Origin of the sequence: Formosa sp. Hel1_33_131, from assembly GCF_001735745.1 — a bacterium.
Classification (GTDB): Bacteria; Bacteroidota; Bacteroidia; order Flavobacteriales; family Flavobacteriaceae; genus Hel1-33-131.
Map to the genome: position 1 here is coordinate 497,501 of NZ_CP017260.1, position 23,767 is coordinate 521,267.

Annotated in this window: 20 protein-coding genes and 1 rRNA gene (1 of these 21 only partly in view); 7 read left to right on the forward strand and 14 right to left on the reverse strand. The window is 37.2% G+C overall.

The window, feature by feature from the left end; translation table 11 throughout:
* The 3 genes from FORMB_RS02130 to FORMB_RS02140 form a co-directional block, all read right to left on the reverse strand.
* A 16S ribosomal RNA gene (locus FORMB_RS02130) occupies nucleotides 1–980 on the reverse strand; it reaches 540 nt to the left of the window's first position.
* 484 nt (nucleotides 981–1,464) lie between these two features.
* Nucleotides 1,465–4,761, reverse strand: a complete 3,297-nt coding sequence (locus FORMB_RS02135; protein WP_069675886.1) for a reprolysin-like metallopeptidase — start codon at nucleotides 4,759–4,761, stop codon at nucleotides 1,465–1,467.
* A gap of 66 nt (nucleotides 4,762–4,827) precedes the next feature.
* Nucleotides 4,828–5,118, reverse strand: a complete 291-nt coding sequence (locus FORMB_RS02140; RefSeq protein WP_157498063.1) for a hypothetical protein — start codon at nucleotides 5,116–5,118, stop codon at nucleotides 4,828–4,830.
* 140 nt (nucleotides 5,119–5,258) lie between these two features.
* Between FORMB_RS02140 and thrS the strand changes: the two genes are divergently transcribed.
* The 4 genes from thrS (at nucleotide 5,259) to rplT (ending at nucleotide 8,446) form a co-directional block, all read left to right on the forward strand.
* Nucleotides 5,259–7,199, forward strand: coding sequence for a threonine--tRNA ligase (gene thrS, locus FORMB_RS02145; protein WP_069675888.1), 1,941 nt, complete (start codon nucleotides 5,259–5,261; stop codon nucleotides 7,197–7,199).
* Nucleotides 7,200–7,262: 63 nt separating this feature from the next.
* A complete protein-coding gene (infC, locus tag FORMB_RS02150; RefSeq protein WP_083243891.1) occupies nucleotides 7,263–7,778 on the forward strand; it encodes a translation initiation factor IF-3 in 516 nt (171 codons plus the stop codon).
* A 26-nt stretch (nucleotides 7,779–7,804) separates the two neighbouring features.
* Nucleotides 7,805–8,002: a 50S ribosomal protein L35 gene (rpmI, locus tag FORMB_RS02155; protein ID WP_069675890.1), complete on the forward strand. Its 198-nt coding sequence runs from the start codon at nucleotides 7,805–7,807 to the stop codon at nucleotides 8,000–8,002.
* A gap of 99 nt (nucleotides 8,003–8,101) precedes the next feature.
* Nucleotides 8,102–8,446, forward strand: coding sequence for a 50S ribosomal protein L20 (gene rplT, locus FORMB_RS02160; RefSeq protein ID WP_069675891.1), 345 nt, complete (start codon nucleotides 8,102–8,104; stop codon nucleotides 8,444–8,446).
* 101 nt (nucleotides 8,447–8,547) lie between these two features.
* On the opposite strand, the gene FORMB_RS02165 is transcribed toward rplT, so the two are convergent.
* The 10 genes from FORMB_RS02165 to FORMB_RS02210 form a co-directional block, all read right to left on the reverse strand.
* Nucleotides 8,548–9,387, reverse strand: a complete 840-nt coding sequence (locus FORMB_RS02165) for a 2OG-Fe(II) oxygenase (protein WP_069675892.1) — start codon at nucleotides 9,385–9,387, stop codon at nucleotides 8,548–8,550.
* Between the two features lie 131 nt (nucleotides 9,388–9,518).
* A complete protein-coding gene (locus FORMB_RS02170) occupies nucleotides 9,519–10,232 on the reverse strand; it encodes a DUF4197 domain-containing protein (protein WP_069675893.1) in 714 nt (237 codons plus the stop codon).
* Between the two features lie 55 nt (nucleotides 10,233–10,287).
* The gene (locus tag FORMB_RS02175) at nucleotides 10,288–11,472 is read right to left on the reverse strand and encodes an asparagine synthetase B (RefSeq protein ID WP_069677865.1); all 1,185 of its coding nucleotides are present in this window, start codon (nucleotides 11,470–11,472) and stop codon (nucleotides 10,288–10,290) included.
* Nucleotides 11,473–11,580: 108 nt separating this feature from the next.
* Nucleotides 11,581–13,116 carry a replicative DNA helicase gene (gene dnaB, locus FORMB_RS02180; protein ID WP_069675894.1) on the reverse strand — a complete coding sequence of 512 codons (1,536 nt, stop codon included), beginning with the start codon at nucleotides 13,114–13,116 and terminating at the stop codon, nucleotides 11,581–11,583.
* A 246-nt stretch (nucleotides 13,117–13,362) separates the two neighbouring features.
* Nucleotides 13,363–14,316, reverse strand: coding sequence for an acetyl-CoA carboxylase carboxyltransferase subunit alpha (locus FORMB_RS02185; RefSeq protein ID WP_069675895.1), 954 nt, complete (start codon nucleotides 14,314–14,316; stop codon nucleotides 13,363–13,365).
* A 71-nt stretch (nucleotides 14,317–14,387) separates the two neighbouring features.
* Nucleotides 14,388–15,275, reverse strand: coding sequence for a DMT family transporter (locus FORMB_RS02190; RefSeq protein ID WP_069675896.1), 888 nt, complete (start codon nucleotides 15,273–15,275; stop codon nucleotides 14,388–14,390).
* Nucleotides 15,262–16,335 (reverse strand): LptF/LptG family permease, encoded by a 1,074-nt coding sequence (locus FORMB_RS02195; protein WP_069675897.1) that lies wholly within the window; start codon nucleotides 16,333–16,335, stop codon nucleotides 15,262–15,264. Before FORMB_RS02195 ends, FORMB_RS02190 begins: the two co-directional genes overlap by 14 nt.
* Before the next feature lie 4 nt (nucleotides 16,336–16,339).
* Nucleotides 16,340–17,470 carry a tRNA guanosine(34) transglycosylase Tgt gene (gene tgt, locus FORMB_RS02200; RefSeq protein WP_069675898.1) on the reverse strand — a complete coding sequence of 377 codons (1,131 nt, stop codon included), beginning with the start codon at nucleotides 17,468–17,470 and terminating at the stop codon, nucleotides 16,340–16,342.
* A gap of 87 nt (nucleotides 17,471–17,557) precedes the next feature.
* On the reverse strand, nucleotides 17,558–18,124 hold the full coding sequence (locus FORMB_RS02205; RefSeq protein ID WP_069675899.1) for a dual specificity protein phosphatase family protein: 567 nt from the start codon (nucleotides 18,122–18,124) through the stop codon (nucleotides 17,558–17,560).
* Nucleotides 18,125–18,140: 16 nt separating this feature from the next.
* Nucleotides 18,141–20,069 (reverse strand): LTA synthase family protein, encoded by a 1,929-nt coding sequence (locus FORMB_RS02210; protein WP_069675900.1) that lies wholly within the window; start codon nucleotides 20,067–20,069, stop codon nucleotides 18,141–18,143.
* A gap of 175 nt (nucleotides 20,070–20,244) precedes the next feature.
* Between FORMB_RS02210 and FORMB_RS02215 the strand changes: the two genes are divergently transcribed.
* Together FORMB_RS02215 and FORMB_RS02220 are read left to right on the forward strand one after the other, a co-directional pair.
* On the forward strand, nucleotides 20,245–21,087 hold the full coding sequence (locus tag FORMB_RS02215; RefSeq protein ID WP_069675901.1) for a transketolase: 843 nt from the start codon (nucleotides 20,245–20,247) through the stop codon (nucleotides 21,085–21,087).
* Between the two features lie 18 nt (nucleotides 21,088–21,105).
* Entirely contained in the window at nucleotides 21,106–22,059 is a 954-nt protein-coding gene (locus tag FORMB_RS02220; RefSeq protein ID WP_069675902.1) for a transketolase family protein, read from the forward strand.
* A 202-nt stretch (nucleotides 22,060–22,261) separates the two neighbouring features.
* On the opposite strand, the gene FORMB_RS02225 is transcribed toward FORMB_RS02220, so the two are convergent.
* Complete coding sequence (locus FORMB_RS02225) at nucleotides 22,262–23,287, reverse strand: FKBP-type peptidyl-prolyl cis-trans isomerase (RefSeq protein ID WP_069675903.1); 1,026 nt, start codon at nucleotides 23,285–23,287, stop codon at nucleotides 22,262–22,264.
* 76 nt (nucleotides 23,288–23,363) lie between these two features.
* Here FORMB_RS02225 and FORMB_RS02230 point away from each other — a divergent pair, with 76 nt between their 5' ends.
* Nucleotides 23,364–23,744, forward strand: coding sequence for an RNA-binding S4 domain-containing protein (locus FORMB_RS02230; protein WP_069675904.1), 381 nt, complete (start codon nucleotides 23,364–23,366; stop codon nucleotides 23,742–23,744).
* Nucleotides 23,745–23,767 lie beyond the last annotated feature (23 nt).

Below are 23,767 nucleotides of genomic sequence, written 5' to 3' on the forward strand. Positions count from 1 at the left end.
AGCCCTGGTAAGGTTCCTCGCGTATCATCGAATTAAACCACATGCTCCACCGCTTGTGCGGGCCCCCGTCAATTCCTTTGAGTTTCATTCTTGCGAACGTACTCCCCAGGTGGGTTACTTATCACTTTCGCTTAGCCACTCAGACCGAAGTCCAAACAGCTAGTAACCATCGTTTACGGCGTGGACTACCAGGGTATCTAATCCTGTTCGCTACCCACGCTTTCGTCCATCAGTGTCAGTTGATTATTAGTAATCTGCCTTCGCAATTGGTATTCTATGTAATATCTATGCATTTCACCGCTACACTACATATTCTAACTACTTCATAATAACTCAAGATAACCAGTTTCAAAGGCAATTTTACAGTTGAGCTGCAAGATTTCACCTCTGACTTAATTATCCACCTACGGACCCTTTAAACCCAATGATTCCGGATAACGCTTGGATCCTCCGTATTACCGCGGCTGCTGGCACGGAGTTAGCCGATCCTTATTCTTACAGTACCGTCAAGCCTCTACACGTAGAGGTGTTTCTTCCTGTATAAAAGTAGTTTACAACCCATAGGGCAGTCATCCTACACGCGGCATGGCTGGATCAGAGTTGCCTCCATTGTCCAATATTCCTCACTGCTGCCTCCCGTAGGAGTCTGGTCCGTGTCTCAGTACCAGTGTGGGGGATCCCCCTCTCAGGGCCCCTATCTATCGTAGTCTTGGTAAGCCGTTACCTCACCAACAAACTAATAGAACGCATACTCATCTTATACCGTAACCTTTACTCTAAATGTGATGCCACTCTTAGAGACTATGGGGGGTTAATCTTCATTTCTAAAGGCTATACCCCAGTATAAGGTAGATTGTATACGCGTTACGCACCCGTGCGCCGGTCGTCAGCAGTAGCAAGCTACTCTGTTACCCCTCGACTTGCATGTGTTAAGCCTGCCGCTAGCGTTCATCCTGAGCCAGGATCAAACTCTTCATCGTTAATTTTTAAAGTTTCTCTTAAGAAACCTGTACTCTTAACAACTAAAGGAAATTTAATGTGTTGTACTCAAAATGGTTTATTCTCTGTATTAAATTAATCGTTTCCAATTAATTCTTTACGCTGTCAATCAATATGTTTAATGAACTTTTTATCTTTTTCGCAGATCCCTAAGAACCTAAGCGGCTGCAAATATAAAACCTTTTTTGGTTATCGCAATGCTTTTTGAAAATAAAATTATCTTTTTTTTCAAACCTTATAACACCACAATTAATCAAAGAACTTTTAATAATCTACTACCGTTTTTTAGCGGCTGCAAACATACAACCTTTTTTACCCTAAACAAGATTTATTTTTTGTGTTTTTTTGTTTATTTTTTTTACCCGTTTCTATCTGCTGAATTACAAGTGGTTAGAGCAAGGGGGTTATAAGAAAAAAGTCTTAACATTGAATGCCAAGACTTTTTTAAATGAATAATAAGTTGAATTATCTAACTATGATTCGTTTTACTGCTGTACGAACTCCATCAGAAACATTTAAAAAATACATTCCTTGGGATGCATTATTTAGAACTACTGTGTGAAAACGTTGTGATTTATTAGTAAATACTTTCTTATATATAGTTCTTCCATGAAGATCATGGACTAAAACTTTTACATCCGCATTGAATCCTGTGGGAAGTTTAAAATCAAACTGTCCATCAGATGGATTAGGTATAACTACAAAATCATCGATTGATTCTTTAGAAACACCGAGAGGTGGTCCACATATATTGAGACTGAAATTCAGAAATTCCCCACCAATCGAACTTGGAGCTGTATCTGTAATTGTTAAAGTCCAATCTCCTACAGAAGATTCTCCGTTGAAAGCAGACAAGGCCTGAAATGGAATGACGGTTCCAGAAACAGCAGGAGCGGAAGAACTACAGTTTAGCGCTGTTCCTTGGTCATCAAAGGTTACAGCAATATCTGCTCCACTAGCACACCTGTTAGCGTTTAATAATGTAATTGTAGTACCTCCAGGGGATGTTAATTTCAATTCAATATCCGCAGACAAACCATGTTGAACATTAATTGTCGCATCGACATCAGTGATTATAGTATCAATTCCTACATTTAGAGTGGAAGTTCTAACGAAATTGGCTCCTCCAATTGAAAAAGGTGGAAAGGTTAAATTATTTTCAGTTGAATTAACCCCACCACAAGCAACAGCAGCAGTCGTAAAACTACGAGTTAAAGAAAAAGCTCCTTGACCACAGAGATTTTTAGGAGCAACCCTCCAATAATAAGGAGTCATAGTTTGAAGGGAATTCAAATCAAGCGAATTCGTAGTTGAGTTATACGTTACTAAATTATTAGTAAATGAAGTGTTTTTAGCAATTTGAATCACATAACTAGATGCATTTGAATCCGCATCCCAATTAAGTGGAGTCGTTAAAGGAACATCCGTTGCATTTTGAGTAGGAAACGTTAAATTGACTGTACTAAAACTAGTGCTGTACACTTCAAAATTAATGGTTTCTGATCTTTGCACTGAACTCGATTGCGCATTAATTACAATTGGATAGGTACCTGGAGAAACCGAATTTGTTGGACTAATCGTAACTACAACCGTTTGGCTAGAATTAATGTTATTTGCTGAAAAATTTACAGAAACCCCAGAAGGTACTCCACTAGCCGAGAATGTTGTTACTTCATTGAATCCTAAAAAAACTTGGTATGAAACATCAATAACACTGTTTGATGGAGCACATAACACTTGTGACGTTTGCGTTGCTGGTATAGAGATTGTAAACGTTGGACTGTTAGGCGCACCGATGGTGAAGTTTGTATCAGAAATATCATAAAATATATTATCCGCTGCTTCGACCATTATCCTAGCTGTCGTTGTTTGATTATCTGGGATAGAAATAGCTTCCGAACCATCATTTGGCGTATTACTTGCTAATACTATTGGATAGGTCATTCCCCCGTCAGTAGATAATTTAATATTCACAGTTTGACAATTAATAGTACTGTTATTGGTTTGTCCAACATCCCAGGTAACCGTTTCGGTTGATGATACATTCCAACTAACTGCTGTATTAGGAGCAGTCATCACAAATGGATTTACATCAACTACAGTTACGTCCATCAAATCGGAGCTTGTTTGACCAATACCATTTGCGAAGCCACTCCCATTATCTCTTACTGTAAATGAAAAACTCATCTGTCGGGCTACTGAAGGAGTCACTTCCCAAGTAGGTGTTAAATTATTAGCGACTACGTCACTCATTTGTGGCATTGATCTATTAGGAGATGTTATTGGCAATCTTGATCTATACAAAGGTCCCACAACCCAATTCGATTGTGGTGCAGTATTACTGGGGGATTGCTCAGGATCATTTTGAGACCAGTTATAGGTTAAGGTTGCTAACCCATCTGGGTCTGTAGCAGTCCCTTTAAGAGTAAAGGGGGTTGATTTCGGAATCGTATAATCCGAACCTGCATTAGCGACGGGCGGTTGGTTAGTCAATGAAGTTTCTACATCACAAGAGCTACTGTTGCCTGTCTGTATATTGTCCTGTATATCTCTTATATTGACATAATTAAAATGAGCATCGCTATTAGGCTGTACATTAGGAGAACAGATCCCTGCATACCCCATAATAGAACTACCCGATCCAGGCTCAACTTCTGTAGATCCATTACCTGAACGAGAACAGGAATTCATCGTATGCCATCCCCCAAATTGATGCCCCATTTCATGAGCAACATAGTCAATATCAAAAGGATCTCCAGTAGGGTCTGAACGTCCTGTATATCCGCTCCCTTTTTGTCCATCTGTACAAACACAAGCAAGACAACCCGCATTACCCCCATTAGAGGTATTGAAATTATGACCAATATCGTAATTCGCACTGCCAATCGTATTATCAATTACTGTTTGGGTGGTACTATTCCACTCCCCACTCCAAGGGTCGGAGGAAGCATCCAAGTATATGATGGCATCATTATTTGCGATAAACTGCAATGTTATCGCCAAATCTCTTTCATATATTTCATTAACTCGGTTCATTGTTATGGTCATTTGTGCCATAACATTGGCTTTTTGCTCTGCTTCAGTACCTGAACCTGCAAAAATAGAACTGTACTCACCTGTTGAAGAAAGGGCCAAACGGTAGGTTCTTAATTTTCGATCATTGGTGTCTGCTCTATCAAGTTCATAGTTATCGCCTAAGGATGTTATATGGATGTCATTATCAGTTAAACATTCAAAATTTCCGTAATCTGCATCTAGAGACCCTTTATTATAAACGATGTAGTTTTCACGATCTGTTGTGTAAGGATCAATAAAAGACGCACCATCGATACCTGATAATTTAATGGAATGCAACCCAAACTGGGTTACGCTAAATCGCATGGTTGCTGTAGGGTCGTCAATTCCAATAGCTTTGTAGGTTTTAATTTGGGGGAATTTAGCCGCAAGTGTTGGATGCATAATTGGAGATTCTGTAATTGTAAATTGTTGGAATGAACCATCAGATATGGGAAATTCTATAACTACAGAAGAACGGATTGTGCCTGGACTTCTCAGAGGGGCTAAATCTAAAACCTCTGAAAACTTCTCCATGTTTAAATGAAATATTTCAAAAGAATTCGGCACGGAATTTCTTTGAAGTATTTCAGCTTCAGAAAACCTGGATGTCGTTGCTTTTTCCCAATATTGGTTTTGTGAAAACAGGGCTGTTCCACAAAATAAAAACAGCATTAATAGTGTTTTTTTTAAGTAATAATTTTTCATAATAATAGAGTTTAGGGTTTTTGATGTTAAAATTATTTAGTTTTAAGTCATAGATTATTTATAAAGTTAATTACCTGTTTTGTTATACAGATACAGGTATTCTGAAAGCTGTCTAACTCTTGCTGGTTCAGTTTCTTTGAGTGTTTTGCTGTAAACTAGTTGGTTTTGGTAATTGTTTGTGTGAGTACCTAGACAGTACAGTTCGTGGATTTCAATACCAAAATTTTTAGTCGTTTTATTTTCAGATAAGAACGCATCATCATTAAAATTTTGACAGGAATTATTTTGTGCAGGGGAGAAAGCCATACACCAGAATAGTAAAAATAGAAACCTTAATTTAGGTGTTTTTAAATTCATTGTCTAAGTAGGTATTTAGGGTAACACGCTCAAAATTAAGCAATTTTATGATAAAACCCATAAAAAAAATTAAAAAAATTAAATGTTATTGTCAGAGTAAAAAGGACACCCTATATTTGTCTCTTATTATAAAATGAATTATGATTCACATTACGTTACCGGATGGAAGTATAAGGTCTTTTGAAGAAAACCTTACTGTATTGGACGTTGCTAAGGATATTAGTGAAGGGTTCGCTCGAAATGTCATTTCGGCTAAGTTTAACGATATTACCGTTGAAACCTCTACCCTATTAACCACGGATGGCAGTCTTACCTTATATACATGGAAAGATGATGCAGGCAAAAAAGCATTTTGGCATTCGTCTTCTCACGTACTTGCGCAGGCTTTAGAAGAATTGTTTCCAGGTGTGAAACTTTCTATTGGTCCAGCAATTGATAATGGGTTTTATTACGATGTCGATTTGGGAGACCAAGTGATTTCGGATAAAGATTTTAAACGCATCGAAGATAAGATGATTGAGATTGCGCGTGGAAAACATGATTTTACCATCAAATCTGTTTCAAAAGCAGATGCACTTTCAAAATACACTAAGGAAGAAAATACTTATAAGGTTGAATTGATTGAAAACCTTACGGATGGCGAAATTACATTTTGCGATCATTCTTCTTTTACAGATTTATGTCGTGGGGGCCACATTCCAAATACGGGCATAATTAAAGCCGTTAAGATTTTAAGTGTTGCAGGCGCCTACTGGAGGGGTGATGAAAACAATACCCAACTCACCAGAGTGTATGGGATTTCATTTCCAAAACAAAAAGAACTCACTGAATATTTAATACTTTTAGAAGAAGCTAAAAAAAGAGATCATAGAAAGTTAGGGAAACAGTTAGAGTTGTTCACCTTCTCTAAAAAAGTAGGTCAAGGATTACCGCTATGGCTGCCAAAAGGGGCTGCTTTACGATCGCGCTTGGAAGACTTTTTAAAGAAAGCTCAACAAAAAGCAGGTTATGAAATGGTAATCACACCGCATATCGGTCAAAAAGAATTGTATATCACTTCTGGACATTATGAAAAATACGGAGCCGATAGTTTTCAAACTATCAAAACACCAAAGGATGGCGAAGAGTTTTTACTGAAACCGATGAATTGCCCTCACCATTGTGAGATTTATAACGCAAAACCGTTTAGCTATAAAGAATTACCAAAACGATTTGCCGAATTTGGGACTGTATATAGGTACGAACAAAGTGGTGAATTACATGGCTTGACAAGAGTTCGTGGATTCACGCAAGATGATGCGCATATTTTTTGCACCCCTGACCAATTAAACGAAGAGTTTCAAAATGTAATTGACTTGGTGCTGTATGTGTTTGGCTCTTTAGGGTTTGAAAACTTTTCAACGCAGGTTTCGGTACGCGATCCAAAGAATTTGGAGAAGTATATAGGAGCGTCTGACGTTTGGGACAAAGCAGAACAAGCAATTATTAATGCTGCGGAAGCCAAAGGGTTGAATTATGTTATAGAAACTGGCGAAGCTGCTTTTTATGGACCTAAATTAGATTTTATGGTCAAAGATGCCCTTGGCAGACAGTGGCAACTTGGGACGATTCAAGTGGATTACAACCTGCCTGAACGTTTCGACTTAACGTATAAAGGTGCTGATAACGAGCTACATAGACCCGTAATGATTCACCGTGCACCTTTTGGAAGTATGGAGCGATTTGTGGCCATATTATTAGAACATACAGGCGGTAATTTCCCACTTTGGTTGATGCCAGAACAAGTAATTATACTATCAATTAGTGAGAAATATGAAAAATACGCTCGAAAAGTTTTAAATTCGCTAGAAAATAACGAAATTCGCGCCCTCGTGGACAACAGAAATGAAACCATGGGTAAGAAAATTCGGGACGCAGAAATGCAAAAAGTTCCTTATATGATTATCGTTGGAGAACAAGAAGAACTCGACGGGACAATAAGTGTTAGAAAACACGGTGGAGACGATTTAGGCACGATTAGTGTGGAGTCATTTACATCCATTATAGAAGAAGAAATTAAAAAAACATTAAAAGAATTTTAAGTTTAACTAAAATATAAAGCCATAGCAATACGTAGAAGAAGAGACAGAGGTCCTCTAAGAATTATTAAAGAAGATCAACACAAGATCAACAAAAGAATCACTGCACTAGAGTTAAGACTTGTGGGTGACAATGTTGAAGTTGGTGTATATAGCTTATCTCAAGCCTTAGCAATTGCTAGAGAGCAAGAGGTTGATTTGGTGGAAATCTCACCTAATGCTGTTCCTCCTGTATGTAAGGTAATGGATTATAAAAAGTTTCTTTACGAACAAAAAAAGCGTGATAAAGTAATCAAATCAAAAGCTACGAAAGTAGTGGTTAAAGAGATTCGTTTTGGACCTCAAACCGATGATCATGATTATGCTTTTAAGAAAAAACACGCCGAAAAGTTTTTAAAGGAAGGTGCTAAATTGAAAGCTTTTGTATTTTTCAAAGGACGTTCAATCATTTATCAAGAACAAGGTCAAATTTTATTATTGCGTTTAGCGCAAGATTTAGAGGACTTAGGAAAGGTAGAGCAGATGCCAAAATTAGAAGGGAAACGTATGATTATGTTCATATCCCCTAAAAAAGTAAAATAAGCGAAGCAACTAAATAAAAGGAGAAAATGCCTAAAATGAAAACCAAGTCTAGTGCCAAGAAACGTTTTAAAGTAACTGGTACTGGAAAAATCAAAAGAAAGCATGCGTTCAAAAGCCACATTCTAACGAAGAAGTCTAAAAAACGTAAGCTTGCTCTCACGCACAGTACATTAGTACATGCGAATGATGAAGCAAACATTAAACAACAATTACGTTTAAAGTAAACGTTGTTTAGGTTAAAAATTATTTTTATAAACCATGGAGTTAGGCCGCTAAAAGTATTCAAGAAAATTGAATCGCCTACTACAAAAAACATTTAAGAAATGCCAAGATCAGTAAACTCAGTGGCCAAAAGAGCCCGAAGAAAAAAAGTATTAAAACAAGCTAAAGGATACTTTGGAAGACGTAAAAACGTATGGACAATTGCAAAAAATGCAGTTGACAAAGCCATGCTATACGCTTACAGAGACCGTAGAAATAAGAAAAGAACATTCCGTGCTTTATGGATCATGCGTATCAACGCAGGAGCCAGAGCTCATGGATTATCGTATTCACAATTTATTGGGAAACTCAAAACGCACAATATCGAATTAAACCGTAAGGTTTTAGCAGATTTAGCGATGAACAACCCAGAGGCTTTCAAAGCTATTGTAGATAAAGTAAACTAAGGCACTAGCCTATTGTATCATATTCGCTTATAAAAAAGCCTCGCAATGCGAGGCTTTTTTGATTTATATTGTGTCCTAAAAAACATTGACTAGTTGTTGATTTACTCTTTATCTGTTTTATAGACATGTGGATTTTCAATAACTCCTTTTTTAAATAGTTTTCTCAAATTCATTCTTAAAAAAGAATCTAATTTTAGAATTTGATTTCGGAGTTTTTGATGGGGCCTGCCTCTAAAGGTGGTCACATGAAATTTATCTGAATTCGAAAGAGAAGTGCTCGAAAAATAATAATTAGAAACACAATTCCGAGAAGCATCTGCCACAACAGGGTTTACAGAATGCCATGATTTATCGTGAGTTGCCATCACAATAAGACGATTAAAACGGGAGTATAAAGTGGTTTGATCTTGTTTTAATCCTTCTGGCCAAAGTTCTAAATGTCCACCATTAGAGTCCAACCAATTTGGAGTGACATAAAATAATAAATTCAACACCCGCCAACGGTTGCGTTCTTTATCGTGAGAGTTGTCTAAATGAGGATTCAAAAACTGAGCGTGTTTCATAGAAGACAATCCACCTGCATATAAGTTTACATCTGGCTGAAGGTCGTCAATATTACAAATATCTTTAATTATATTTACAACACGTTCATCTTGAAACGCATAAATAAGTTCTTCTAAAATCCGTGCATATTGATTCATTTGAACTCCAATATACTTGTTTTCACGAATGCTTTTCTTGAGAACCATGGCGTCTTTTGATGGAAACTGACTGTTGACGTATTCTGTGATTTCTGGAGGCAATAAATCATCTATAAAAAAATAGCCGATCTGATTTTTAGACACTTCATACTGTATTTTAATACGGTCTTTTTCTTGCACAATTCTATTCACAATCAGCTGAGCGAGATCTGTTCTATGTAGCGAAGGTGTTGAATTCATGTTAGAAAAAAATAATAATTACAGTTACAAAAAAGATGATATACTTTTTAAAACACCAATATACTAATAAAGATTAATTCTCATGTGGGTTTCGGTCTTTGAAATGTTTTATAATCCGTTTAAATAAAACTCTATTTATCTTGCAAAGCAAATACAGTCCGAAGCAAGTCTGTTGTTCGAGATGAGAGTCGTGTGCGAATTTGTTCTTCCTCTATGGCTATCATCTTATAAACGCCTTTTAGTGCTTCCGTAGTCACATAATCTGTAAGATCCGTGTTCACAAGTTTAGTAAATGGAATCTTATTGTATTTTTGAATTAAATTAGCCCATATTTTATCAGCGCCCACTTTAGAAAATGATTTTTTAATCACGGGTTGAAATTTTTGGTATAACGTTGCTTCGGTTTTAGAGGTTAAATAGTCGGTAGCAGCCGTATTATTGCCCAATAAAATGGTTTTGGCATCGTCAAATTTGATCTCTTTTACTGCCGAGATAAATACGGGAGTGGCTTCTTTCACAGCGTCTTCTGCAGCACGGTTCAAAACTTTTAATCCTTCATCCGCTAAACTACTCAGTCCAATCCTTCTTAGTGCTTTATCTACTTTCTTCAACTCCTCTGGCAAGGTGATTTTAACAAGTTCATTTTTAAAAAATCCATCTTGTTGGGTGAGCTTTCCAACTTGCTTCTCGATACCCACATTAAGTGCCTCCCGAAGTCCAGAAGCTATATCTGTATTCGGCAAACCAACAGTAGTAGGAAGTGGGATGTAGTCAACCACTTGTTGCAGCCCAGCACAGGCAGTGAATTGAAATACTAATAAAATAATTAAGAGTTTACGAAGCATGTGGTTTTTGTTTTAAGAAAAAAGGATGAATAAAGTATTATATCCCTATTAAAAATTAAGTTTTTTGTTTTTTCTTTCGGGCTGCGGGGAATAATACATTGTTTAAAATGAGTCGATAGCCTGGCGAGGTTGGATGTAAGTCCAATTCAGTTTTGGGATCCCCTACTCTATGGGTATAATCTTCGGGATCGTGACCTCCATAAAACGTAAAAAATCCTTGTCCTTTAATCCCATGGATATAGCGCGCCTCTCCGTTAGATTTATTCTCCCCCATGACGAGTACATTGGACTTGACTTGATCTCTCGAATAGGACGTGGTTTGTCCCATAAATCCTTTCACAAGCGCTGTATGGTTTTGATTGAGCATGGTTGGAATGGGGTCCCATTTTGCAGAATATTCCATGAGGGTGAAATAATCTAACTCCTTAGGAATCTTGCGTCTTTGGGTCATATCAATACTTGAAAATTCATATACTTTTGGATCGCGTTCCAAAATGAAATCTTTAAAAGCAAAGGTTTTAGAGTAATCTAATTGTGATTGGTAATTGGAGGTAGTGCCATCGCCATCAAACATCGGCTCACAAATATCAAGAGATTGAGTAGCCAAAGCAATGTCGAAACTATCGGTGGCACTGCACATGGCAAACATAAAACCACCTCCCAAAACATACTCTCTAATTTTCTGGGCGACTGCTAGTTTTTCTTCAGAAACTTTATCGTATCCTAAACTCGTGGCGAGTTTTTCGGCGGTTTGTTGTTGCTCAATATACCAAGCTGCATTTCTGTAGGCTCTATAGAATTTACCATATTGTCCTGTAAAATCTTCGTGATGGAGGTGTAACCAGTCATAAAGCAATAAAGCATCACTCAAGACTTCGGTGTCGTAAATAATTTCGTAGGGAATTTCTGCATAAGTCAAAACCATGGTCACAGCATCGTCCCAAGGTTGTTTCCCACTGGGAGAATAGACCGCAATTTTAGGTGCTTTTTCAAGAATGACTGCATCCATATTTTTACTCGGACTGCTTATTTCAAGAAGAATGGCTTCGGCTTCGGCATCACTAATTAGTTCGTAAGAAACCCCTCGGATCAGGCATTCTTTTTCGATGGCGTCTATGTAGGGTAACAAAAAAGAACCGCCTCTGTAATTGAGAAGCCATTTGACATTTTCTTGTTTATGTAAGGTCCAATACGTAATTCCGTATGCTTTCAAATGATTTTTTTGACTCTCGGCATCCATCGGAATGAGAATGTACGAGGCATGAATTTGAAAGGATAGTGCTAAAAAAAGACTCAGTAATTCGTGTTTCATCCCCTAAATATACTCAAAAAAATGATCTAAAATGGTTTAATAAGGCGTATCATCATCAGAATCTCCAAATGCATCACTTGGATCGACCCTAAAATTCTCCTGTTTAAAGGTGTCATCATTCGCAGCCGCATTCATTTTGGAATGAAATTCGGTATCAAATGGGGAGTCAAAATCATCGAGATTATCAAACTTCCCTAAATGTCCAATGAATTTCAGACGGATATTTTCGAGCCCGCCATTACGGTGTTTTGCAATGATAAATTCCGCTTGACCTTCTGAAGGGGTGTGTTGCTCATCATCCCACTCATCAATTTTATAATATTCGGGACGGTAAATAAAGGATACAATATCTGCATCTTGCTCAATGGCTCCTGATTCTCTCAAATCCGATAGCAACGGACGCTTGCTCCCTCCACGAGTTTCCACGGCTCTAGACAATTGCGATAATGCAATTACAGGGATGCTTAATTCTTTTGCGAGGGCTTTCAAGTTTCGAGAAATCATAGAGATTTCTTGTTCACGATTTCCACTTTTTTGAGACCCACCAGCAGTCATCAATTGTAAATAATCCACTACAATAAGTCGGATTCCATTTTGTGAAGCCAAACGGCGTGCCTTTGCTCTTAAATCAAAAATAGATAAGGAAGGGGTGTCATCTATATATAAAGGTGCTTTTTCGAGTGCTTTTACTTTAACATTCAACTGCTCCCATTCGTGTTTTTCGAGGCGACCTGTTCTTAGTTTCTCAGAGTTTAATCCTGTTTCAGAAGAAATCAAACGTGTGATTAATTGCACAGACGACATCTCTAATGAAAAGAACGCTACAGGAATGTTTTGAGTGACGGCAATGTTACGCGCCATGGACAGTGTCAAGGCTGTTTTTCCCATACCTGGACGGGCTGCGATGATAATCAAATCACTTTCTTGCCAACCCGACGTGAGTTTGTCTAATTTATCAAATCCTGAAGGGACTCCAGAAAGTCCTTCTTTGTTGGATATTTCTTCAATTTTTTTCTTAGCTTGAAATACTAAATCTTGGGCTGTTTCCGTCGATTTTTTAATATTTCCTTGGGTGACTTCATACAATCGTGATTCGGCCTTGTCTAATAAATCAAAAACATCTTTGGTTTCATCAAAGGCATCTTCTATGATTTCATTTGAAATTTTAATTAAACTTCGCTGAATAAATTTTTGTAAAATGATACGTGCATGAAACTCAATATGTGCCGATGAAGATACTTTTTGAGTCAATGATATAAGGTAGAAATCCCCTCCTACTAAATCAAGTTTTGAGTTTTTACGTAATTGAGTTGAAACTGTTAATAAATCTACAGGTTCACTGTTTTCAAATAATTGAAGAATCGCTTCAAAAATATATTGATGGGCATCTTTATAAAAAGCATCCATACTAAGAATATCGATGACTTCATCGACTCCTTTTTTATCAATCATCATGGCCCCAAGAACAACTTCTTCCAAATCAGTCGCTTGTGGTGGGATTTTTCCTTTTTCCAAGCTAATGAGCGTGCTTTTGTCTTTTTTGTAAACTTTTACTGGTTCTGGTTGCTTCATCTAATTTTATTCAATGTTTTTTAACGGTCCTATAAGATCGCTATGAATCATTACTTTGGTAATACTATTTTAAAGGGGGCTTGTTTAACGCTTACGAAAGTACTTAAAATATGAGTATAAATCGTATTGTAAAGGTAAGGGATACTCAACAATTGAACTGTTTATAAGTTCAAAATATTGTTAATAAGCATCAAAAAAGTCAAGTGAAACACTTGACTTAATTTTTTATAAGATGAAGTCTATAACTTAATCTTTATAAACCCCCATTTGAGAGTACTTATCCATACGTTGATCTACCAATTCTTTTGGTGATAAGTTTTTAAATTCATTATACGACTTCACAATCGTATTGGAAACTGTAACAAATGTTTGCTCCCGATCTTTATGAGCACCTCCCAGTGGTTCTTTTACAATTTCGTCCACCAATTTCATTCGCTTCATATCTTTAGCGGTTAGTTTTAAGGCTTCAGCTGCTTGCTCTTTATATTCCCAACTTCTCCATAAAATAGAAGAGCAGGATTCTGGTGAGATCACTGAGTACCACGTATTTTCTAACATCAAGACTTTATCTCCTACCCCAATTCCGAGGGCGCCTCCAGAAGCACCTTCACCAATAATGATGGTGATGATTGGGACTTTCAAACGGGTCATCTCAAGAATATTTCGAGCGATGGCTTCCCCTTGTCCGCGTTCCTCCGCTTCCAATCCAGGGTATGCACCAGGGGTGTCAATTAACGATACGACAGGAATTCCAAATTTTTCAGCAGATTTCATCAAGCGCAAAGCTTTTCGATACCCTTCTGGATTTGCCATTCCGAAGTTTCGGTATTGACGGGTTTTGGTGTTATATCCTTTTTGTTGACCAATGAACATAAAACTTTGATCGCCAATTTTTCCCAATCCGCCAATCATTGCTTTATCGTCCTTAAAATTACGATCGCCATGAAGCTCCAAAAATGAATCTCCACAAATTGCGTTGATATAATCTAAGGTATAAGGTCTGTCGGGATGTCTCGACAACTGTACGCGCTGCCAAGGTGTTAAGTTTTTATAAATATCCTTTTTGGCAAGGTCCAGTTTCTTTTGAATCTGAATACATGTTTCAGTGACATCTACATCACTCTCCTCTCCAATAATTTGACATTTTTGTAATTGATCTTCTAGTTCCTTTATAGGCAACTCAAATTCTAGATATTCCATAGAAATTCAAGATTAGTTTTTAGTTAGTGTACAAATATAAAACTTTAATAGGTTTAAATAGATTTCAAAGCTTAGATTTTGGATTTATTGATGTTTTTAAACATGGCATTAAGAAGTACAGTGGAAATTATAAGGGCTGCACCGATGTAAAATAGCGGTCGCATGGTTTCTGTTTGTGGAAATAATATCACTGCAAGTACAATTCCATAAATGGGTTCTAGGTTATAAGTAAGCACCAGAGTATAAGGGGTGATGTGTTTCATCACATGAATGGAGGCTATAAATGCATAAGCTGTACAGATGGATGCTAGAATAAAGAGACATATCCAATCGGAACTGCTAAGCTGAAAATAAGAGGCGTCAAATCCATCTCCTGTAAAGGCAATAAAAATAGACATAAACAAAACGCCACTTACAAATTCATAAAATGAGATGACACTGGCTTTATATTTTTTTACAAATTGCCCATTGAGAACAGCAAAAAGCGTAGAAAATAAGGCCGAGGAAATGCCAAGGGCTATTCCTAAAAGATATTGTAACTCCGTTTGTGTGATTAAGACAACCCCTGCAATGACAATGAATCCAAATATAATTTCATAGCCGATAATTTTACGTTTGTAAAACAAGGGTTCTATCAGAGAGGCAAAAAAGGCACCTGTAGAAAACATGGCAAGGGTGATAGAAATATTAGAGGCTTTGATGGCGGCAAAAAACGTGATCCAATGCAAGGCGATGATCACCCCCGCAATTGAAAATCTAATGACTGCCTTTAGCGGTACTTTAAGCGACATCTTTTTAAACTTGATAAACAGAAACATGAGGACGCCTGCGATGGTCATTCGGTACCAAACCAAAGAAATTGCCTCTATCGAAATGAGTTCTCCTAAAATAGCTGTAAATCCCGCAATGAGCACCAAAAAATGAAGGTGGAGATAGTTTTTGAGTTTATCGCTTTGCATTGTACAAGAGGTAAATTGCTAAACTTCCAAAGACAATGTTTGGAAACCAAACGGCCAATAATGGAGAAAAATCAGATTGCTCCGCCATCACTCCAAAGACTTTATCGAAAAATACATAAATCATAGCAATGACTATTCCGAATGCTAAATTAACACCCATCCCTCCACGGCGTTTGACAGAAGATACTGCAACAGCAATAATGGTGAGTATAAAAACGGATACTGGTAAACTCCATTTTTTATATTGCACTACTTTATAACGGTTGATATTAGAAGACCCACGTACTTCTTCACGAGCAATAAATGTCATTAACTCTCCATAGGTCAGTGTTTCAGCAACGTACATTGGGGGGGTTAAATCTTGCAAGTCAAAACTGAAAATGGTGTCTTTTTTACGAATGTATTCAAGTTGATCTTCGTTTTCACCTATGGTTCTTAAATTATAATTTGTCAATTGATAGGTACTGTCTTTTTCGATATAACGAATTTGAGAGGCATGAATTTTGTAGGCTAACTTATTACCTTCAAAATGTTCAAGGGTGAAATTATTTCCCCGCTTTGCCTTGGTGTCAAAATTACTAACATAAATGTAATCATTATCATTTATTTGTCGGTAGATGTGTTGGGTTTCAACAACTTTATTACTGTTTAGATACTTGTATGTAAATTCATTAAATCCTTTACTGGCAATAGGTGCCCAGTACATTCCTAGCATCAATGCGAGGCCTGCAACAAAAGTAGCTCCAATTAAATAGGGTCGTAAAAACCGTGAGAAAGATACACCTGAACTCAAAAACGCAACAATTTCTGTGTTGTTGGCGAGTTTGGACGTAAACCAGATGACCGATAAAAATAAAAACAACGGAAATAAGAGGGTGGCAAAATATATTGTGAAATCAAAATAATAAGAGACGACTTCTGGAAAAGGGACTTCATACTCTAAAATACGATCAATTTTTTCAGCAAGATTGATCGTAATTCCGATAGGAATAAACAGTAATAACATCATGAAAAATGTAAACAAATACCGCTTTAATATGTACCAATCTAGAATTTTCATACGCCTATAAACGATTATCCATTTGTTTGACCATCATGGCTTTCCAAGTTCCAAAATCACCTGCTAAAATATGCTTTCGAGCTTCGCGAGTCAACCATAAATAAAAGCCTAAGTTATGAATTGTAGCGATTTGTTTTCCTAATAATTCGTTAACACTGAACAAATGTTTTAAATATGCTTTTGAATATTCGGTGTCTACAAAGGTAATTCCCATCTCATCAATGGGAGAAAAATCATCTTTCCATTTTAGATTTTTAATATTTATAGAGCCATGGGCTGTAAATAACATTCCATTTCTAGCGTTACGCGTTGGCATCACACAATCAAACATATCAACACCCAAAGCAATGTTTTCTAAAATATTGATTGGCGTTCCTACACCCATTAAATAGCGGGGTTTATCTTCGGGAAGAATTTCGCAAACTACATCGGTCATGGCATACATTTCATCTGCTGGCTCTCCTACTGACAGTCCGCCAATGGCATTCCCTACCGCGCCGGCATTGGCGATGTATTCAGCTGATTGCTGTCTTAAATCTTTATAGGTACTTCCCTGAACAATCGGGAAAAACGCTTGATCAAAACCGTATTTTAAGGGTGTTTTATCGAGGTGATTTATACAACGGTCCAACCAACGGTGCGTCATGTACATCGATCGTTTTGCATAGTTATAATCGCAAGGATAGGGCGTACATTCATCAAAAGCCATGATGATATCGGCGCCAATACTGCGCTGAATTTCCATCACATTTTCTGGTGTAAAGGTGTGCATACTGCCATCAATATGACTTTTAAATCGGACGCCTTCTTCTTTAATTTTTCGATTGGCAGAAAGGGAATACACTTGATACCCTCCGGAATCCGTCAGAATATTGCGGTCCCAATTCATGAATTTATGAAGTCCCCCTGCTTTTTCTAAAATATCTATTTGAGGGCGAAGGAATAAATGATAGGTATTTGCTAAAATAACATCTGGATTGATGTCATTTTTAAGTTCGCGTTGGTGCACACCTTTGACAGTTCCCACGGTGCCTACTGGCATAAAAATGGGAGTTTCAATCACGCCGTGATCTGTTGTTATGGTGGCTGCACGCGCCTTCGTATCCGTGTCTTTTTTTAGTAAATCGAATTTCAAACTCTTAAATTACAAGGTTAATGGTGAATTTTTTTTAGGATATAAAAATAACTTTAATACCCTAAGCACAAAAACTTCTGATGGCTATTATTTCTTCGGACGCGGCTTGTAGTTGATTAAGTAATCGCCTTTGGGCGCACCTTCATCAAACGAGCTGCCTTTTAGGAGTACACGAGTTTGTTCGCGAGCGTCTTGATTGCTCCAACCTTCGTACTCCATTCTATAAATTGCAGAAAATAATTGTGCACGACCCACCCCATGATAGCAATGAAGCAATACAGGATAGTTAGACGGATCGTCCATGATGGTTAAGAATTTATCAACTGTTTCTTGTGTTGGCACTTGATCGGTTCCTAGGTTAAAATAAGTCACTCCTTCAAGCTTTTCAACGGCTTCTTTTTCAGCAGTGAGTTCTTGAGGAATTTCTGGATTATTCACCTTGTCAGTGGTATGAGGAAAACGTAAATCGATTACACTATTGATTTGGTGATCTTGAATGTATGTTGCGATTTTCTCAGGAGGAATTACCCCTGATTTATAAACTTTATTTTCTGAAATTTCTTTGAAATTATAATTGATATGTACATCGTACACATATTTTGAAACACCTATCACAATCACACTTAAAAGAAAGAGTCCTATTTTTTTCTTCATCACTATTCTATTTTAATTATAAATTTCTATCAATAATTCGTTCAAAATAATCTTTTAAAAATGCTTTACAAGCCAACTCAACAGCGTCCATTTCTTCAGTACGGTTTGCTATTAAATTTGTTTCCAGCTTTAAATCATTTATATCATAAAAACCAATGGCTTTTGCTCCGTCAAAGATACAAATTATATTCCCCTTACTGTATTGATAATTTTGCCCGTTAAAATTCATCACATAAGGGGGCATTCTGTCAACACTACTATCCACTAAACTACGCCCCCAACTTCTAAACGGCTTGTTGTATCCGACCATGTCTAAAATGGTTGGGTAGATGTCAATTTGTTGTGCCAAATCAGTATTAACTCCTATATATTCTTCATTAGGGCTGTAAATCAAAATGGGAACGGCATACCTGTTAATCGGATTCAAATACTGTTCCTTGTAATAAATTTGATTGGTATGATCGGCGGTAATGATAAAAATCGTGTTGTCAAACCAAGATTCTTTTTTGGCGGCTTCAAAGAATTGTTTGAAAGCAAAATCAGTATAGCCTACACATTGGTGCATTGGCAGGTTTCCTTTAGGGAATACCCCTTCATATTCCTTAGGAACAATATAGGGTTCGTGAGAAGTGACCGTGAAAATTGTAGAGAAAAAGGGCGTCGTTTTGGTATCTAAAACCTCTTTTGTGTATTGAAAAAAGGGATCGTCCCAAATCCCCCAAACACCATCAAATAAGAGGTCGTTGTTGAATTCTGTTTTTCCATAATAGTGATCAAATCCTAGAATGTTTGAAAATCCTAAAAACCCCATAGACCCATTGGGAGCTCCATGGAAAAAAGAAGTGTCGTAGCCTTCGTCGTTTAACACAGATACGAGCGATTCCACATCTTGATTTGCAAAAGGGGAGGACGTAAACGCATCTTTAAAGGAAGGAATTCCTGCCAATACGGAAGACATTCCGTGGATGGATTTTCTGCCGTTTGCAAAGGCATTGTTAAATATCAAACTTTTCGTTGCTAGCGAATCTAAGAAGGGCGTATAACCAACATAATCCTTGATTTCTGTAGGGTTATTAAAGGCGCCTATATATTCTCTGCTGTAACTTTCGGTAATAAAAACAACGATGTTTGGTTTGTTTGGAACTGTTTTTTGATAGACTTTCATCGGTTGCACTAAACTGTCAACAACCGATTTCTGCAAATCAAAAGATACTTTTTTAAAAGTCTTTTTATTGAAGGTTCTAATAATTGCAAAAGGAGTGTTTAGCACAAAATCGGCATGTTGAATTTTAGAGGTATGCCTGTTTGCATCCACTAGATTTATGGGGCGTGTGCTGTATTTAAAATCACCTCTAATCCCTCCGACCATAAGCGTTGCCATAATAAGAAACGAAACTACGGATGTAAGGATGTAAGCCGTTAAACTTTTCGCATAGGGTTCTGTGCTCACTTTTACCTTTTTGTAAAGGAATATCCACAAAGCAGCTGATAAAATAAATAAGAGAAAAACATGCCAATAACTGACGGCAAAACGCCCAAGCATTTGAGGGAGATTGCTTTCATTTTCAATCACATCCCACTCAGAAACGGTGGTCCTGCTAAAATTATATTTGTAATAAATCAAATCCACAAAGTTCAAGACCATCCCGATCAAGTTGGTCAAAAAGTAAATAATAAACAAAAATTTCTGATAGCCTCTTTGCGTATTAACTCTCAATGGAAGCATTGAAAACAACACAAATAAACCATTTAGATAAAATATAGCGGTCGTATCAAATGCAAGTCCGTGATAACTCAGTCTTAAGTACTCAAATAGAGAATCAATTTCTAAAAACGAATAATTATAAATAAAGAATAAAAAACGACTTAGTGTGTAAAAAAAATAAACAAGTAACAGTCTGTAAAGCATTACTTTATACTCTTGTAGTCTGAGGAATTTTAACATAGAAATGGTTCAAAAATATGTGTAAAAATAGAAAATAAATTACACTTTCAAACACTGCTTCTCCCTTTTTATAAATTGTTAGTTAAATTGTAAAAAATACAAGATTAATTATCTTATCTCTTTAAAATAAAAATTATATTTGGAGATCGATTTTTTAACATCTAAAACCTAGTCAATGTCAAACAAAAATTTACATGATTTAACAACCCAAGTTCGTAGAGATATTTTACGAATGGTTCACAAAGTAAACTCTGGACATCCAGGCGGTTCCTTAGGCTGTGCAGAATTTCTAGTGGCACTTTATACGAACATCATGCATCGCAAAGAAGGTTTTGACATGGATGGGATTGATGAGGATTTATTTTTCCTTTCAAATGGTCATATTTCTCCTGTTTTTTACAGCGTATTGGCACATTCAGGCTACTTCCCAGTTGAAGAACTGAACACGTTTAGATTGTTAAACTCACGATTGCAAGGCCACCCAACAACACATGAAGGGCTTCCCGGAATTCGAATTGCTTCTGGATCTTTAGGTCAAGGGCTTTCGGTTGCTATTGGTGCGGCACAAACAAAAAAATTAAATAAAGATGCACGTTTGATCTATAGCCTTCACGGCGATGGCGAATTACAAGAGGGTCAAAATTGGGAAGCGATCATGTATGCTTCTGCAAAAAATGTTGACAATATCATTGCAACCATCGATTTAAACGGCAAACAAATTGACGGCGCTACCGATGATGTACTTCCTATGGGAAGTATTAAACGGAAGTTTGAAGCTTTTGATTGGACGGTTATCGAAATTGAAAACGGAAATGATATTGAGGCCATCTTAGAAGGAATGGCAACGGCCAAAGCTGCTACTGGAAAAGGAAAACCGGTTTGTGTGCTCTTAAAAACCATGATGGGCAATGGTGTTGATTTCATGATGCACACCCATGCATGGCACGGAAAAGCACCGAATGACGAACAGTTAGAAAGTGCTTTAAATCAGAATCCAGAAACTTTAGGAGATTATTAATTTCAAAACCAACATAGAATGAAAACTTATACATATACAGAGAAAAAAGATACGAGAAGTGGTTTTGGAGCTGGTCTTACAGAGCTTGGAAGAACCAACCCAAACGTCGTGGCACTTTGTGCAGATTTGATTGGCTCTTTAAAAATGAATCAATTTATTGATGAAAATCCAGAACGTTTTTTTCAAATTGGAATTGCGGAAGCGAATATGATGTCTATTGCCGCCGGCTTGACTATTGGAGGTAAAATACCCTTTACAGGAACGTTTGCTAACTTTTCTACCGGTCGTGTTTATGATCAAATCAGACAATCGATCGCATACTCTGACAAGAATGTAAAAATATGTGCATCTCACGCTGGATTAACCCTAGGTGAAGATGGCGCTACCCACCAAATCCTAGAAGATATCGGATTGATGAAAATGCTTCCGGGCATGGTGGTTATCAATACCTGTGACTACAACCAAACCAAAGCAGCAACGATTGCGATTGCGGATTATGAAGGTCCTGTCTATTTAAGATTTGGAAGGCCAGCAGTGCCCGTTTTCACTCCTGCTGATCAAGTGTTTGAAATTGGAAAAGCCATTCAACTTCAAGAAGGTTCGGATGTGACGATTGTTGCGACTGGACATCTTGTTTGGGAAGCGCTTGAAGCCGCCAAAGTATTGCATGAACAAGGCATTTCAGCGGATGTGATCAATATCCATACCATCAAACCCTTAGATGATAAAGCCATTTTAGATTCTGTGGCGAAAACAGGTTGTATTGTCACTGCCGAAGAACACAACCACCTTGGAGGTTTGGGAGAAAGTGTGGCGAGAGTCTTAGGACTTCACCATCCAACACCGCAAGAGTTTGTAGCGACGAATGATACGTTTGGAGAGTCAGGAACCCCTGCTCAATTGATGGAAAAATACGGACTTAACAGTGATAGCATTGTTGAGAAAGCATTGAAAGTTATTAAGAGAAAATAACGGTAAATACATTTCTGTTTAAAACAAAGAGGCTGTCTAAAAAGTATGAAAACCTGTCATTCTGAGCCTGCCTGACGGTAGGCAGGTTTATTTCAGAATCTTAAAACATTGATTTTCAAAATATTATTAGAATCTGAAACTAGTTCAGATTGACAAAATGTAGCTTTTTAGACAGCCTCTTTAATATCTATAATTGAACTCTTTATTCTATTATTTCAGATTCTGTGTCATCCAAATAATTAGGAATTCCATTGCCATTACTATCTAGGATTGTCACACGATTGGCAGTAAAGTTATTTCGATCTGTATTGTATTTGACTGGAGAGATCAACTGATTTGATTCCAATGTAAGCGCAGCGAGCGTTGCTTCAAGAGCACCTCTAGTAGTCTCTGTAAACGTCTCTACACGCACTTCATCCGCAGTGGATGTCCCATCACCATCATCATCACCATCTACAAAATCAACCACTAAATCCTCATCTGTATCTTTACCAAATAAATCATAATCTGCTTCAATCACCTCCATATAGGTTGGAATGTTATCAAAATCGTGGTCTGCAGTTTCAGATTGCAGCAATTCAAACTTAAAAACCAAATTCGAATAGGACGGAATCGTCTCTTGATAATCCGCATAATAGCCTAAACCAGAGGGTAAAAACATAACACCCATACCATAATCATCGAAAGATACCGTTCCATCTGAATTCGTAATAAATGTACCCACGTTAAACTCGGGCATCACTCGACCCCAACCTGGGACATAACCAGCCAAGTCGACACTAACTGGTATAGATTTCGTATCAAAATTGGTGCCATCCATGAGAGATCCTGCATATTTGATACGTAATTTATCACAAAAATGTGGAGATTCAGCACCCCCGCCTTGGTTGATTCTTAAAATATAATATTCATATTCAACCTCTAAATAAGTGGTTGTTTTAGTCTCAACAGCTGACATTAAGAGCGTCACATCCGAAGGCAGTGTTTCACCATCCAACAACTCCGTGATTACCACATCTGCCATGCTAGGATTTGCCAAAGCACTCACCTCTGTAGAGTTGTAATAATGCGTATTAAGGAAGATCTCAAGTGCATCATTGTCTGTAACTTGCTGTTCTGTACGATCGTTTTCGGGCACAGATACTATAGAATCCTCATCGTCAGGACTGCAAGAGATGACTGAAATAATCAGCGCACAAATGAAGAGTATGTTATATTTATATTTCATAAAACTGTATTTAATGCCGCAAGATACAATATTATAGTATTTTTGTAGGGTACATTAACGTTGTTTTAATCATTTTATGAGAATAGATAAATATTTATGGTGTGTCCGTTATTTCAAAACCCGAAATATTGCCACAACAGCATGTAAAAAAGGGCATATCAGAGTAAATGATGCCATTGTAAAGCCAAGCAGAGATATCTATCCTATGGACAAAATAGTGCTGCGCTTGAATCAAGTGAACTATCAATTGACGGTTTTAGACATTCCCCCCAGTCGTGTGGGGGCTAAACTTGTGGATATCTATAGAATAGACACCACGCCTAAATCTGAATTTGAAGCACAAGAGTTATTAAAATATTCGAAAGATTATTACCGTCAAAAAGGCGAAGGGCGACCGACTAAAAAAGACCGTAGAGAAATTGATGGGTATTTAGAAAGTGATGATAATAAAGAATAATACCCTAAGAATAAAAACAGTTT

Coding starts and splice junctions, on each gene's coding strand:
- FORMB_RS02135 (WP_069675886.1), bottom strand. CDS start 4,761: ATGAAAAATTATTACTTAAAAAAAACACTATTAATGCTGTTTTTATTT.
- FORMB_RS02140 (WP_157498063.1), bottom strand. CDS start 5,118: ATGAATTTAAAAACACCTAAATTAAGGTTTCTATTTTTACTATTCTGG.
- thrS (WP_069675888.1), top strand. CDS start 5,259: ATGATTCACATTACGTTACCGGATGGAAGTATAAGGTCTTTTGAAGAA.
- rpmI (WP_069675890.1), top strand. CDS start 7,805: ATGCCTAAAATGAAAACCAAGTCTAGTGCCAAGAAACGTTTTAAAGTA.
- rplT (WP_069675891.1), top strand. CDS start 8,102: ATGCCAAGATCAGTAAACTCAGTGGCCAAAAGAGCCCGAAGAAAAAAA.
- FORMB_RS02165 (WP_069675892.1), bottom strand. CDS start 9,387: ATGAATTCAACACCTTCGCTACATAGAACAGATCTCGCTCAGCTGATT.
- FORMB_RS02170 (WP_069675893.1), bottom strand. CDS start 10,232: ATGCTTCGTAAACTCTTAATTATTTTATTAGTATTTCAATTCACTGCC.
- FORMB_RS02175 (WP_069677865.1), bottom strand. CDS start 11,472: ATGGATGCCGAGAGTCAAAAAAATCATTTGAAAGCATACGGAATTACG.
- dnaB (WP_069675894.1), bottom strand. CDS start 13,116: ATGAAGCAACCAGAACCAGTAAAAGTTTACAAAAAAGACAAAAGCACG.
- FORMB_RS02185 (WP_069675895.1), bottom strand. CDS start 14,316: ATGGAATATCTAGAATTTGAGTTGCCTATAAAGGAACTAGAAGATCAA.
- FORMB_RS02190 (WP_069675896.1), bottom strand. CDS start 15,275: ATGCAAAGCGATAAACTCAAAAACTATCTCCACCTTCATTTTTTGGTG.
- FORMB_RS02195 (WP_069675897.1), bottom strand. CDS start 16,335: ATGAAAATTCTAGATTGGTACATATTAAAGCGGTATTTGTTTACATTT.
- FORMB_RS02205 (WP_069675899.1), bottom strand. CDS start 18,124: ATGAAGAAAAAAATAGGACTCTTTCTTTTAAGTGTGATTGTGATAGGT.
- FORMB_RS02210 (WP_069675900.1), bottom strand. CDS start 20,069: ATGTTAAAATTCCTCAGACTACAAGAGTATAAAGTAATGCTTTACAGA.
- FORMB_RS02215 (WP_069675901.1), top strand. CDS start 20,245: ATGTCAAACAAAAATTTACATGATTTAACAACCCAAGTTCGTAGAGAT.
- FORMB_RS02220 (WP_069675902.1), top strand. CDS start 21,106: ATGAAAACTTATACATATACAGAGAAAAAAGATACGAGAAGTGGTTTT.
- FORMB_RS02225 (WP_069675903.1), bottom strand. CDS start 23,287: ATGAAATATAAATATAACATACTCTTCATTTGTGCGCTGATTATTTCA.
- FORMB_RS02230 (WP_069675904.1), top strand. CDS start 23,364: ATGAGAATAGATAAATATTTATGGTGTGTCCGTTATTTCAAAACCCGA.